The sequence below is a fragment of the Tardiphaga sp. GW821-FHT12E02 genome (genome assembly GCF_058807155.1).
On record NZ_JBXAQK010000001.1, the window covers coordinates 5055925 to 5069050 of the forward strand.

Annotated in this window: 16 protein-coding genes; 2 read left to right on the top strand and 14 right to left on the bottom strand. The window is 61.4% G+C overall.

Features of this window, described 5'->3' with window-relative positions; translation table 11 throughout:
- Positions 1-125: 125 nt before the first annotated feature.
- The 5 genes from AC1RQ5_RS23960 to argE are packed head-to-tail and all read right to left on the bottom strand — an operon-like array spanning position 126 to position 3440.
- A complete protein-coding gene (locus tag AC1RQ5_RS23960; RefSeq protein ID WP_493202293.1) occupies positions 126-650 on the bottom strand; it encodes a carboxymuconolactone decarboxylase family protein in 525 nt (174 codons plus the stop codon).
- A 15-nt stretch (positions 651-665) separates the two neighbouring features.
- Positions 666-1172 carry a branched-chain amino acid ABC transporter permease gene (locus tag AC1RQ5_RS23965; protein ID WP_493202295.1) on the bottom strand — a complete coding sequence of 169 codons (507 nt, stop codon included), beginning with the start codon at positions 1170-1172 and terminating at the stop codon, positions 666-668.
- A gap of 45 nt (positions 1173-1217) precedes the next feature.
- On the bottom strand, positions 1218-1823 hold the full coding sequence (locus AC1RQ5_RS23970) for a glutathione S-transferase (RefSeq protein WP_493203542.1): 606 nt from the start codon (positions 1821-1823) through the stop codon (positions 1218-1220).
- A gap of 8 nt (positions 1824-1831) precedes the next feature.
- The gene (locus AC1RQ5_RS23975; RefSeq protein WP_398479339.1) at positions 1832-2257 is read right to left on the bottom strand and encodes a GlcG/HbpS family heme-binding protein; all 426 of its coding nucleotides are present in this window, start codon (positions 2255-2257) and stop codon (positions 1832-1834) included.
- A complete protein-coding gene (gene argE, locus AC1RQ5_RS23980; RefSeq protein WP_493202297.1) occupies positions 2244-3440 on the bottom strand; it encodes an acetylornithine deacetylase in 1197 nt (398 codons plus the stop codon). The genes AC1RQ5_RS23975 and argE overlap by 14 nt, the downstream gene beginning before the upstream one ends.
- 38 nt (positions 3441-3478) lie before the next feature.
- Between argE and AC1RQ5_RS23985 the strand changes: the two genes are divergently transcribed.
- Entirely contained in the window at positions 3479-4132 is a 654-nt protein-coding gene (locus tag AC1RQ5_RS23985; RefSeq protein WP_493202298.1) for a DUF1028 domain-containing protein, read from the top strand.
- An 11-nt stretch (positions 4133-4143) separates the two neighbouring features.
- Here the strand turns inward: AC1RQ5_RS23985 and AC1RQ5_RS23990 are convergent, their stop codons facing one another.
- The 7 genes from AC1RQ5_RS23990 to AC1RQ5_RS24020 all read right to left on the bottom strand — a co-directional run bounded on the left by AC1RQ5_RS23990 (position 4144) and on the right by AC1RQ5_RS24020 (position 10595).
- On the bottom strand, positions 4144-5292 hold the full coding sequence (locus AC1RQ5_RS23990) for an ABC transporter ATP-binding protein (protein WP_493202300.1): 1149 nt from the start codon (positions 5290-5292) through the stop codon (positions 4144-4146).
- A complete protein-coding gene (locus AC1RQ5_RS23995) occupies positions 5276-6091 on the bottom strand; it encodes an ABC transporter permease (protein ID WP_493202301.1) in 816 nt (271 codons plus the stop codon). Before AC1RQ5_RS23995 ends, AC1RQ5_RS23990 begins: the two co-directional genes overlap by 17 nt.
- Positions 6088-6942: an ABC transporter permease gene (locus AC1RQ5_RS24000; RefSeq protein ID WP_493202302.1), complete on the bottom strand. Its 855-nt coding sequence runs from the start codon at positions 6940-6942 to the stop codon at positions 6088-6090. The genes AC1RQ5_RS23995 and AC1RQ5_RS24000 overlap by 4 nt, the downstream gene beginning before the upstream one ends.
- 61 nt (positions 6943-7003) lie before the next feature.
- Positions 7004-8041, bottom strand: coding sequence for an ABC transporter substrate-binding protein (locus AC1RQ5_RS24005; protein WP_398479326.1), 1038 nt, complete (start codon positions 8039-8041; stop codon positions 7004-7006).
- 176 nt (positions 8042-8217) lie between these two features.
- On the bottom strand, positions 8218-8625 hold the full coding sequence (locus tag AC1RQ5_RS24010; protein ID WP_493202304.1) for a RidA family protein: 408 nt from the start codon (positions 8623-8625) through the stop codon (positions 8218-8220).
- Positions 8626-8637: 12 nt separating this feature from the next.
- Positions 8638-9144, bottom strand: coding sequence for a flavin reductase family protein (locus AC1RQ5_RS24015; RefSeq protein ID WP_493202306.1), 507 nt, complete (start codon positions 9142-9144; stop codon positions 8638-8640).
- Positions 9141-10595: a 4-hydroxyphenylacetate 3-hydroxylase family protein gene (locus tag AC1RQ5_RS24020; protein WP_398479375.1), complete on the bottom strand. Its 1455-nt coding sequence runs from the start codon at positions 10593-10595 to the stop codon at positions 9141-9143. The genes AC1RQ5_RS24015 and AC1RQ5_RS24020 overlap by 4 nt, the downstream gene beginning before the upstream one ends.
- Positions 10596-10685: 90 nt before the next feature.
- Between AC1RQ5_RS24020 and AC1RQ5_RS24025 the strand changes: the two genes are divergently transcribed.
- On the top strand, positions 10686-11633 hold the full coding sequence (locus tag AC1RQ5_RS24025) for a LysR family transcriptional regulator (RefSeq protein ID WP_398479320.1): 948 nt from the start codon (positions 10686-10688) through the stop codon (positions 11631-11633).
- Here AC1RQ5_RS24025 and AC1RQ5_RS24030 read toward each other — a convergent pair.
- Positions 11601-12530: a 2-hydroxyacid dehydrogenase gene (locus AC1RQ5_RS24030; protein ID WP_493202308.1), complete on the bottom strand. Its 930-nt coding sequence runs from the start codon at positions 12528-12530 to the stop codon at positions 11601-11603. The genes AC1RQ5_RS24025 and AC1RQ5_RS24030 overlap by 33 nt on opposite strands.
- Complete coding sequence (locus AC1RQ5_RS24035) at positions 12527-12982, bottom strand: type II 3-dehydroquinate dehydratase (protein ID WP_493202310.1); 456 nt, start codon at positions 12980-12982, stop codon at positions 12527-12529. Before AC1RQ5_RS24035 ends, AC1RQ5_RS24030 begins: the two co-directional genes overlap by 4 nt.
- Between the last annotated feature and the right edge of the window lie 144 nt (positions 12983-13126).

The window sequence follows — 13126 nt, forward strand, 5'->3', positions numbered from 1 at the left end:
TCCTCGCGAAGGCGGGGACCCATAACCACCGCCGTTTCGTTTAAGGGACGGTCTCTCCTACGCAGAAAAGCAGACTGACAGCGTGTATGGGTCCCCGCATTCGCGGGGACGACATCCGTGGATCGTCACACGTCCACTTCCACTTGCAACACGTCATTGAAGCGATTGAACGCGCCGCACAGCGCGATGCGCCAGGTCAGCTCCACGATCTGCGGTTCGCTGAAATGCGCGCGCAGGCGCTCGAACATGGCGTCGCGGATGCGGCTCCAGTTCGACGTCACCGCGATGGCGTATTCGACGACAAGACGATCGACCTCGTCCAGTTCCGGATGTTTCTCCCAATCGAGCAGACTGGCGGCGCCGTCCGGCGTAATGCCTTCCACGGCAAGTTTTGGTGAATGCTGGGCAACACAGAACTCGCATTGATTGACCAGCGAGGTCGCGACAATGCCGAGTTCGAGATAGCGCTTCTTAAGCACGCCCTCGTCGGACAGATCGGTCAGCAGGCGCCACATATGCTCGAAGATCGGCAACCGTTGCGCCATTGCGCCGGCCTGTCCCGCGAACGGGCCATAGCTGATCATGCGGTCCCACAGTGGCTTGAGATGGTCGGGCAGATCGTCGCGACGCTTGAGGGTAACGCGGGCCATGGGAAACTCCTGGGATCAATTGGTCCTGTTTGCGAGCGCCGAACGCGGCTCGCGGCCAAAACCGTCGGGTTTGAAGATCAGTAGACCAACCAGCCCCACTCCGACAAGGAACAGCCGGATCGCGGCGAGTTCCGAGGCGCCGAGGCCGGGCACGAGGTCGATCAGGAAGCGGCTGCCTTCGAGCAGGAAGATCAGCGTGAAGGCCGCGACAAGCACACCGCGATTGCTGCCGCGTCCGCCGACGACGACAGCCATGAAAGCGTAAGCGGTGATGATCGGGCCGGACTGGGTCGGATCGATATAGGTGTAATAGAACGCGTGCAGGCTGCCGGCGATACCGAGAATGGCGCCGCCCAGCGCAAAGACGCGGACGCGGACGGACAGCACAGACTTGCCGAGGGCTTCCACCACGCCGGGATCGTCGCGCGTGGCGCGCACGAGCCGACCGGCGATGAGGCGTCGGTCGTCGAATTTGCAGATCGCCTGCACCGCAAGCGAGGCGGCCGATCTACAGCGGCTCACTAATGGCGCAGAGCATACGTTTCGTCTCGCGCGACCATGAAGTTGCTAATCCGCCGGAACCGTCTGTTGCAGAGATGGCCGCTGCGATGTGATCGCGAACCATTTCGCCAGCGCCGGGCGCGACGATCGCCAGTCATATGACGCGAAGCGGAAGTCGAGATAGCCGAGTGCGCAGGCGATGGTAATGCTGCCGATGGTGATACGGGTGCCGAACACCAAAACGGAGCGCTCCATGTCGTCGAGCGCTGCGCCGACCTTGGTCATCTGACCGTCGATCCATTCCTGCGATCTCATCTCCTCGCTGCGACAGGTGTTCTCATAACGCGCGAGCAGCGCCGCATCGAGGAGGCCATCCCCAAGCGCCTGTTCGGCAAGAACCTGCCAGCGCTCCGGCCCGCGCGGAAACAATGCGCCCTGCCCGAGGTCGTCGAGATACTCGCAGATGACACGGCTGTCGAACAGCAACGTGCCATCGGCGAGCTTGGCAGCCGGTACCTTGGCCAGCGGGTTGAAATTCGCGATCCGTGCATCGCGCTTGAGCGGATGTGCGGCGCTTGGCAGTTTTACGATGTGCTCGGCCATCCCGAGCTCGATCGCACAAACCATGACCTTGCGGACGTAAGGCGATGTCGGGGCATAGAACAGCTCGATCTTGTCGGTCATGGCTTCTGATCCTCGGCGTCGATCGCCGCCAGCGCCGCGCGTGCAACTTCGACGTCCTGCGCGCCGGTTCCAGATCCGACGCCGACCGCACCCACGCACTGACCTGCGATCACGATCGGCAATCCGCCCTCGAGATTGGTGAGCCGGCCACCACCTGCGATGGCCAGCTTAATCTCGTCGGAAGGATTGAGCCGCGACGTCGGTTGCCGGTGCGAAGCAGCGGTGATGGCTTTCGACAACGAGGTCTCCCGCGACAGCATCTTCGCGCCATCCATACGAACGAAAGCCAGCAGATTGCCGCCGTCATCGACGATGGTGATGTTTTGCGGAACACCAAGAGCTTCCGCCTTGGCCACGGCGCCCGCCAGCGCCTTGAGCGCGCCTTCATGTGTCAGTTTCAAAGAGGCTTTAGTCGTCGCCATGGGCTCCTCCGCTCTGCATCCAGTGTTCGCCTGGCCGGCGCAGAAGATCAGCCAGCCGCACCATCATCGCATCCGCTGCCTCGAGCTCGTCGAGACCGATCCATTCGTCAGCCTTGTGGCCTCGCGCCATGTCGCCGGGTCCGCAGACCAGCGTCGGGATCCCGGCTTGCGCGTAAAGGCCTGCTTCGGTACCGAAAGCGACGGTCGTCGCCGGCTGCGGGTCATCGGCGAGCCGGCCGATCAGCAGGGTGGCTGCATGGTCGGCGCGGATATCGAGACCCGGATAGGCAGAGATCTCCTCAGAGACGATATCGGCTTCCGGCGCAGTGGCGCGGAGCCGATCGCGCTCGCGGTCAACCAGTCCATCGATCCTTGCAAGGATGTCGCCAGCGCTACGTCCCGGCATGGTCCGGATTTCGTATTCCAGCACCGCGCGCTCCGGCACCAGATTGACGGCGCTGCCGCCATGCAGCGAGCCGACATGGATGGTGGTGAAAGGCGGATCGAAGGCCGCATCACCGCCGCGTGCAATTTCCTCATCGGCGAGACTGCGCAGCGCATATGCGATCGCTGCCGCGGCATCGACGGCATTGGCGGCGCGATGCGGCATCGCAGAATGACCGGTGCGGCCGGTCACCGTGATACGGCGAGCCACCTTACCTTTGTGAGCGCGGACGACGCGCATGGTCGTGGGCTCGCCGACAATGGCCAGCGCCGGCGGCGCCACCGATTGCATCAGAGCACGCACCAGATCCGGCGCGCCACGGCAGCCGACTTCCTCGTCATAGGAGAAGCACAGATGCACCGGCGCGATCGTCGCTGCCTGCTTCAGCCGTGGCACAGCAGCGAGTACCACGGCAAGAAAACCCTTCATGTCGGTGGCACCGCGACCGTAGACGCGCCCATCGCGGATCACGCCGCCGAATGGTGGCACGGTCCAGGCTTGTCCATCGACCGGCACGACATCCGTATGCGCCGACAGCACGATGCCGGGCTTGTCTGCAGGACCGATGGTTGCGAGCAGCGACGCCTTATTTCCATCGCCCGATGGGACGCGCCGTGATGTCACGCCCGCCGCTGCGAGGACGCGCTCGATATAAGCGATGATATCGAGATTCGAATTTGCGCTGATGCTTTCGATGCGGATCAGCTCGCAAAGTATTTGAGCTGCGGTGTCGATCATCTACACTGCCCCCACGTTACGTTTGCAGGAGCATCACGATGACCTATTCCATCTCGGCACGTTGTCCGGAGACCGGCGCGTTCGGCATTGCCATCACGTCGTCCTCGATCGCAGTGCCGGCGCGCTGCGCATGGGTGGGGCCTCTCGGCCTTGTGGTGTCGCAGAATGTCACCGACCCCTCGCTCGGTCCGACGGGTCTCGCGTTGCTGCGCCAGGGCCTCGGCGCGTGCGCTGTGCTTCACAATCTCGCCCTTGGCACGCCGCAGCCGGCATGGCGGCAGGTCGGCGTGATCGATCGCTACGGCCAGGTAGCTTGGCATAGTGGCGAACAGGCGCTGCCCATTATCGGCATCGCGCAAGGCGCCGGCTGTCTTGCGATGGGCAATCTGCTGGTGGACGAGAAAGTGCCGAGCGTGATGCTGGCCAAATTCGAGGCCATGGTCGGACAGCCTCTGGCGGAGCGGCTGATGTCGGCGCTGGAAGCCGGCCTCGATGCCGGCGGTGAAACCGACGACGAACATGCCGCGGGGCTGCATGTGGCCCACATGTTCGACTGGCCGGTCGTCGATCTGCGGGTCGACTGGCATGAGGCGCCGATCGGCGAACTCCGCGCACTGTGGGAGCGTTACCGCCCGCAGCAGAAGGACTATGTCGCGCGCGCGATGAATCCGGGCGCGGCGCCCTCGTTCTAGCCGCATGTGGCTCACGGTGTTGCGTCCGGCGGAAAAGCCAAGATGTCGTCGGCGCCCATGATCAATCCGATTTCAGCGCCAACGGGACAAGATGACAGCGCCGCGATGCCCGGCACCCGCACCAACACGCGCTCGCGGGCGATGCCTGGCATATCGATATAGAGATCGACATGACCGCCCTGGAACACCTGGGTGGCCACGGTGCCCGGCAGTGAACCGGGCGCATCGCGCCGTGTGACGGCGAGGTGTTCGGGCCGCACGAACACGTCAATGGTCGTGCCCGTGGATAGCTCTGCGACCGATGCGCACGGCACGCTGGCTTTGATGTCGCCGACTGCCACCACGGCCATGTCGCCTTGCTTATCGACCAGCTTGCCGCAGAGCACATTGGCATCGCCGACAAAGGACGCGACGAAGCGATCAACCGGCCGGCGATAAATGTCGTCGGGTGCGGCGATCTGGCGAATGCGTCCCGCCGACATCACCGCGATGCGATCCGACATCGAGAGCGCTTCGCCCTGATCATGCGTGACGAAAATAGTAGTGACACCGAGTTCGCGCTGGATCTGCTTGAGCTCGACCTGCATCGAGCCGCGCAGGTTCTTGTCGAGAGCCGAGAATGGTTCGTCCAGCAGCAGCACTTTCGGCCGGATCACCAGCGCGCGTGCGAGTGCGACGCGTTGCTGCTGGCCGCCGGAGAGTTGCTTCGGCTTGCGGTCGGCAAAGCCCGTCAGCTTGACCAGCGCCAGCGCCTCATCGACACGGCGTGCGATCTCCTTGTTATCGATACCGCGGGTCTTGAGCCCGTAGGCGATATTCTTCGCTACGCTCATATGCGGAAAAAGGGCGTAATTCTGAAACACGATACCGATTTCGCGCATATGCGCCGGCGTCGCGGTGACCAGCTCGCCATCGATGAAGATCTCACCATTGTCGGCAGTGAGGAATCCAGCGACCAGATTGAGCAGCGTGGTCTTGCCGCAGCCGGACGGGCCAAGCAATGTCATGAACTCGCTCGGGCGAATCTTCAGCCAGGCCTCATGCAGCGCCATGGAGTCGCCAAATCGTTTGGTGACGCCGTCGAGCTGCACCGCGGGACGGATGCGGTCGCTGGCCGCGCCTGGTGTGAATTCGGTCATTGGATCAGTGCGCATCAACATTGAGGACTTTCCCGAGACCCAGGAAGGAATTGGCGATCGTCAGCAATGTAGCGGTGACGACGATGTAGATCACCGACAAGGCCGCAAGCGTGGGATCGGCGAATTCGCGGACATAATTGTACATGGCCACCGGCAGCGTCTGCGTCGCCTGGCTGGAGACAAACAGCGTTGCCGTAAACTCGTTGAAGGACAGGATCGCTGCAAAAAGCCACCCGCTGAGGAGGCCGGGGATCAGCAGCGGGATCGTGACGGTGAACATGATACGCAACGGTGTGGCACCGAGGCTGGAGGCAGCGAGTTCGAGCCGCGTGTCGAGATTTTCCAGCGAAATGTAGGTACTGCGCATCACGAAGGGCAACACCATCACTACATGCGCGAAGATCACCAGCGGAAAGCCGCGGCTGACGCCGGTCTGCGAGGCAAGAATCAGCATGCCGAGGCCGATCGTGTAGTGCGGAATGATCAGCGGTGACAGCAGGATGCCTTCGAGCAGATCGCGCAACGCGAATTTGTAACGATGGATGGCGAAGGCAAAGGCTGATCCCACCACAACGGCGATGCTCGATGCCCAGATTGTCACCGTCAATCCGTTCCAGAAACCCTTGGCGAAATCGCTGTAGGAGAAAGCGCGATAGAACCAGCGCAGTGACCACGCCTGCGGCGGGAATTGCAGGATCGCGCGATCGTTGAAGGCCGAAATTGCCACCACGATGCCAGGCAAAAGCACGAATAGAAGAATGGCGGCAACGAGAGCGTGGCCTGACCAGCGCAATGCGCGTATGGCGGGTGACCGCTTCATGACGGGCTCACCATGCGTTCGAGCGGCTTGGCGCTTTGCTTCAGCAGCGCGATGACGGCAAGTGATAGCGCGAGGCCGATGATGGACAGGCTCGCGGCAAAGGGAAAATTAAACGACGAGAAGCCGAGCTGGTAGATCAGCGTCGATACCGTAGCCACGCGCCCGCCGCCAATCAGCTGCGGCGTGGCAAATGCGCTGAAGGTCCAGGCAAAAGCTGTCGAGAAGCCGGCGACGATGCCGGGCATCGATAGCGGTAGGGTGATAGTCATGAAGACGCGGATCGGGCCGGCGCCAAGGCTCTCGGCCGCCTTCTCGTAATTGCGATCGATATGCGACAGTGCCGCGGCCAGCATGATCACCATGATCGGCATGGTGACATGCACCAGCGCCGCGATCACGCCGCCGGTGGTGAACATCATCTGCAACGGACGCTCGATGAGGCCGGTCTTGAGCAGCAGCGTATTGAGGAAGCCGTTATTGCCAAGCACGATCATCCAGGAATAGGTGCGCACCACTTCGCCAAGGAACAGTGGCGTCACCGACACGATCAGGATGAACGATCGCAGCGCGGAGCTCGTGGTTCGCGTCAGCGCATATGCCAATGGGTAGGCCAGCAGCAGCGTGAACACGGCCGTCTCGAAACAGATCAGTACCGTGTTCCAGAATGCCAATGCATAGAGCGGACGCAGCATGGCGACGAAATTCGCCCAGGTGAATCCGCCAACCTCAAGCGAGCCCGGCACATGGGCGCGGACACTGTACTGGAAAACGGCCAGCATCGCCGCGAGCAGGCCGATGGCGACAAGCCCGGCTGGCGAAACGAACCATCCCAAAAACGGTCGTGTGTTCATGGAGAAACCCGGACGGAAAGAGATGCGATCCGGCGCGAGCCGCCGGATCGCAGGACTGATCTTACGGAGCCATAATGTTTTCAGTGAACCACTTGCGCCAGGTCGCGGTCTTTTCGGCGCGCAGTTTGGCGTCGATCACGAGGCTCTGCTTCGCCCACTGGTCCGCAGTCGTGAACACGCCGGGCAGTGCTGCGATCTCGGGCTTCACCTTGGCGTTGTCCACGACCGGACTGCCTTTCTTGAGCTCGGCGATCTTCGCCTGCACGTCGGGATCGAGCGCCGTGTTGATGAACTTGTAGGCCAGCTCCGCCTTGGTCGTGCCCTTGGTGATGCCCATGGTATCGACACCGAGCACGGCGCCTTCCTTCGGGATCGCCAGCTTGATCGGCACGCCCTGGGCCTGCATGTAATAGGCATTCATGGACAGAACGACCTGTACCGGCGTTTCGCCAGTGGCAAAGAGCTGCTGGCTGTTGGCGTCATTGGTGTAAAACGCTTTGTAGTTAGTCTTGAGCGCCTTCATCTTGGCTTCGCCGACTTCCCAGTTCGATGCATCGCCGCCGGAGAGTTTCGCGGCGACCACCATCACATGGCTCGGATCGAAATCCGGCGACGCGATCATGCCCTTGAGCGCCGGATTCCACAGGCCTTCCCAGCTGTCGAAGCTGACGCCCTTTGGCAGGCGGTCAGGCAGATAGCCGATCGTGTAGACATAGGCCCAGGAGCCGATGTGATACGGGCTGATCTTGGCCTGCTCGACCAGATGGCTGGCATTCGGAATCTTCGCCATGTCGAGTTTCTCGAACAGATTGTCATTGGCATAGAGCCAGCCGACATGCGCGGTCGTGAAGGTCACGTCGCTCTCCGGCTTGGCCGCCGCGAGCTTGGCCTGGTTGAGACGGTCGATCGTGCCGCCGGTGATGTATTCGACCTTCACACCGGTATCGGCCGTGAATTTCTTGGCGATCGCCTCGTCGATCAAATCGCGAAAACTTCCACCCCAGGTGCTCACAACCAGCTTCTCCTGGGCGGAGGCCTGGCCACCGACCGCGAGGGTCGACAGCAACATCAGTGCAGTGAACTTCAAAGCGCGCTTCATCTCGAAACCCCACATGAGTTATGACAACGAACTAAAAGCAAACATCGTGCCAGGCGATTGATAAACCTCAAGAATTTCCATCCAGCGGGCGCACAGGACCACCCTCGCCGATCTCGTGAAAGACGAAGCTGCAAACGTCCGATCGATGCTGGTCGAGCCGGCGTGAACGCGTATTGCTAGGCCGGAAATTCCGCGATGATATCGATTTCCATCATGTATTCGGGCTTGGCGAGCCCTTGCACGATGATGCCGGTCGATACCGGGTAGACACCTTTCAGCCACTTGCCGACAACGCGATAGACAGGCTCGCGATAGGCGCGATCAGTGATATAGATCACGATCTTCACGACATCTTCGAGCTTCGATCCTGCCTCTTCTAGCAGCACTTTGGCGCATGCCATGGCATTTTCCGTCTGTGCTGCGGCATCGCCAATGCCGACGATCTTGCCATCAAGATCCATTGCGGTCTGTCCGCGCACATAGACCGTGTTGTTGGCGCGCACCACCATACAGACGTCATTGTCGAGCGACTGCTCGGGATAGGCTTCTTTGGTGTTGAACTTGCGGAAACGCTGATGGGTCATGAACTAAAATCCTCAAGCGGCAGCGAGACGACGAAACATACGATCGGAGAAAATCAGAGGCTGCGCGGTTTTCTTGCGCACATTCAGGACCTCGCCGGTGATGATGCGATGCGAGCCGAAATCAAACACGCTGGCAACGCGGCAATCGAAATTGCACAAGGCCCCATCGAGCGCTGGCGCGCCGGTGAGCATGTCCGACCATTCGCCCGCGAGAAAGCGATTGTCGCGCAGTTCGGGGATCAGGCCCGCAAAACTGCTGGCGACGCGCTCCTGCGCATCGCACAGGACATTCGCCACGAACACGCCGTTCGCGAGCAGCTTTTCGAGACCGCCATTGTCACGATGAACGCTGAACACCACTGAAGGCGGCTCCATCGACAGCGAGCACAGCGAGGATACCGTGACGCCCGCACGCCCCGCCTCGCCATCCGTTGTCACCACCGCTACACCCGATGCGGTGGTCCGCATCGCGTCGCGAAAGTCTTCCACGGCGACGACGTCGTGAGATGCGGCGCTCACGACTGCTTGCCGTCGATGCGATCCGACAGACCGGCGGACTTCTTGACGAAATCCAGCGGGCCGGAAAAGTCGAAGTTGTTGTAGACGGCGGCCAGATGATTGAAGTGCGGGGCTTGCGCAAATTGCACGAAGGTCAGGCGATGGCCAGCATAATCGGAATTCAGCAGGTCCCGCGCGAATGCCAGGAGCTTGCGACGATCGTCCGCCTGCCATTCGTCGTTGAGCGAATAGAACTTGTTGAGCCATTTGCCACTGCCTTCGGCCTCGAATGCATTGGCATTCGGAGTGATGCAGATCTGGCCGCCGCAGAGTTCGCGGGCGATGTGCATCATCGCCGGCAATTGCGAACAGGCAAACACACGACCGGCATAGAGCATCGACTGCTGCGGCATCAGGAGGCCACCCGAACTCTTCTCGGCCATGGCGATCGACGCGGTGAGATGCGCGTTGATACCTTCGCGGTAGCAAACCAGATCTGCGAGCTTTTCCTTCACCGACTGCAGCTTGTCGAGTCCGGTCTGCTTGGCATTCCACATCGCCGCGCCGATCATCATGTCGGCGGTGTAGAGCAGACGCAGCACATAGGGGAACGCCGAATAGCGATGCAACGTCGAGCGCACGAACTGCGCCGCGCGGGTGTGGCGATAGAAGAACACGTCCTCCCACGGAATCAGCACGTCGTCGAACACCACAAGCGCTTCAACTTCGTCAAAGCGGTTGGCCAGCGGATAGTCCTTCGAGCTGTTGCGGCCGGCAAAACCGCCGCGGCAGATATGCTTGACCCCTGGCGCGCCCATCTTGACGATGCAGCCGACCGCATAATCCGATAGTTTCTCGTTCGCCCAGGCGCCGACCGTCGGCTTCAGATAGGCCTGATCGGCATAGGCGGCGGCGGTCTCATATTTCGCGCCACGAATGATGATGCCGGCATCCGTTTCGCGGGTGACATGGACCATCAGGTCCGGATCCTGCTGCTGCGGCGGCAGCGACCGATCACCCTTCGGGTCGGTATTGGCCGAAACGTGAAAAATGTCCTTCTCGATCACCGCGCGGATGTGGTGATCGATATTGGCGGCGAAGCGCGGATCGATCTCGGCCAACACATCGCGGCCATCGGTCAGCGACCACATCTCGCCGATGGTCTCGTCGCCGACGCGGGTGACGACGCCGCCAATGTCTTTCATCACATGATCGACGGCCTTGATCTTGTCGTGCCAGTCCTTCTGCTCTGTCGGCGGCTTGTAGAAGATCGAATGCGTCTCGTTGTTCTCAACATAAGTGAGATCGGCGGCGTAGCGATCTTCACGCGCCATGTCGTACATGCGGGCCTTGATATCGATGATCGGCTTCAGCGCGGGATGCGTGGTCACGTCCTTGACGCGCTCTCCATCGACCCAGACCTCGCGGCCATCGCGAATGCCCTCTTTATACTGCTCGCCCGTGCGGATCATCATCGGCTCCTCGTTCACCTGAAGAGACGTTGACGTAAGTCACATCATAAGGGAAATATGATTATCTTTGGAGATGCATAGGAAAACGCGATGAAGTTCTCGCTCCGTGCGCTGCGCTATGTGGTGGAGACGGCTGACGCCGGCAGCGTGACGGAGGCAGCCAAGCGGCTCAATGTGTCGCAGCCCTCGATCTCGGCGGCGCTCAGCCAGATGGAAGCCGAACTCGGCATCCAGATCTTTGTCCGCCATCTGGCCAAGGGCGTAACCCTGTCTCCGGCGGGCCAAAGGCTCGTCAATGACGCGCGGTTGCTCCTCAACCATGCGCGGGATTTTGCCCAGAGTGCTCAGTCACTTGGCAGTGCCTTACAGGGCGAGATCGTGGTGGGGTGCTTCCTCACACTGGCGACGCGCTTCATGCCTGGCCTGCTGTCTGGCTTTCGCAACAGCCAGCCCGGCATCTCGGTGAAGTTGGAAGACGGCAACCAGCAGGAGATCATCGACGGCCTGATCGCAGGGCGAACCGAACTGGCGTTGTCTTACTCATTTGCCCTGCCCGACGAGATCGTCGGCGAAAAACTATGTGAGCTGCCACCCTTCATCATGCTATCCGCGGACCATCCGCTCGCGAACCGCGCCTCCATCAGCCTGACCGAGCTGCGCGATGAGCCCTTCATCCTGCTCGACCTGCCGCATTCACGGGATTACTTCGCCGGTCTGTTTGCCACAGCGGGCATCGAGCCCCGCATCGCATTCCGCAGCCGCTCGACGGAACTGATCCGCGGACTGATCGGACATGGACAAGGCTATTCGATCCACAATGCCGTGCCGCGGACCACGGTCGGCTATGACGGCAGCCGCATCGCTGTGGTGCCGATTACCGAAAAGCTGCCGGCAACGAATGTCATGGCGCTGCGCCTGAAGCGCCACGATTTACGCCCGGCGGTCCAGACATTCGCCGATTACGCCCGGGACGCCTTTGCGGTCGGCGGCCAGTTCGCGCCGGGGTCAATAGCCCCGCCGCGGGTCGATCCGGCTTAACAACTCCTGCCCGGCCCCAAGCCGCCGGACATTATCGCCGATCTGCCGCGCCGCCGATCCCGGCAGCGCCACGGATGCGAGATGCGGCGTGATCAACACATTGTCCATCGCCCAGAGCGGGCTTTCGGGCGACAGCGGCTCAGCTGCAAACACGTCCAGCGTTGCCTCCGCGATATGACCCGAGCGCAGCGCCGCGATCAACGCGGGCTCGTCGACGATGCTGCCGCGTGAGACATTGATAAAGACCGCGCCGGGTTTCATCTGTGCGAGGCGCTTCACATCAAGCAGCCCACAAGTTTGTGGCGTCTGCGGCAGCATGCAGACAAGAATATCGCTAGCGCCAAGGATGTCCGGCAATGCAGCCAGCCCGGCAGATGCCTCGATGCCCTCCACCGACTTCAACGTATTGGACCAGCCGCGCACGCGATAACCTTGCCGCGCGCATTCGCGCGCTGCGGCCAGCCCGAGTTCGCCGAGGCCAAGGATGCCGACCGTAATTGTCTCGGGATCGCGCGGATGAATATAGTGCCAGCGATGCGCTCGTTGGGCGCGCTCGAAAGCCGGTATGTCACGCGCATGGCGCGTCACGGCGAACAGCACATAGCCGGCCATCATCCTCGCCATCTTAGGATCGGACAGGCGCGTGATCGGCACGTCCGGCAGATCGTCACGCCCCACCAGCGCATCGACGCCGGCGCCGAGATTCACGACTAAGCCAAGATTGGGATAGCGCGCAAAAAAGCCATGCGGTGGCTTCCACACCAGCGCGTGCCGGACGCCCCCGGGATCCGCGATATCGTCGGCCTGGCGAAGATCGATCCTTTCCGCGCTCAGGGCCGCACGCCACGTCTCGAAGTCATCGAAGGCGCTGTAGAACGCCATCACTTCGGACGTCATTGCGCAGCCTTCTCGGCGATCAAGCGCGACACCGCTGTCAGCGCCAGCTCATAGCCGAGTGCGCCGAGGCCTGCGATGACGCCCGTTGCGGCGCGCGACACATAGGAATGATGGCGGAACGGCTCGCGCTTCCAGATGTTACTCATATGCGCTTCAATGATCGGCCCATCGAAGGCCAGTAATGCATCGAGAATGGGGACCGACGAATAGGTCAGGCCTGCCGCGTTGATCACGATCCCGTCCGCTTTCTCGCGCGCCTCCTGGATCCAGTCCACCAGAACGCCCTCATGATTGGACTGCCGGAAGTCGACGCTCACCCCAAGCGACGCAGCGTGGTCTTCACAGCGCTTTTTGATAGAGACGAAACTCTCGCGGCCATACGTGCCGCTCTTGTCGAGACCGTAGAGATTGGCATTGGGCCCGTTCAGGAAATAGACGGTGGCAGAGGTCATAGCCGCACTTTCATAGCTGTCCGCAGAAAACTCAGGCAACTCATGGCGAAGCATGATGCAGCCGCTTGCGGGCGAAAGCTTAAAGAGCGATGCGCCTCAGCAGAAATCAAAAGAAACTATGCGCTTCGACGGATTTCGGTATGA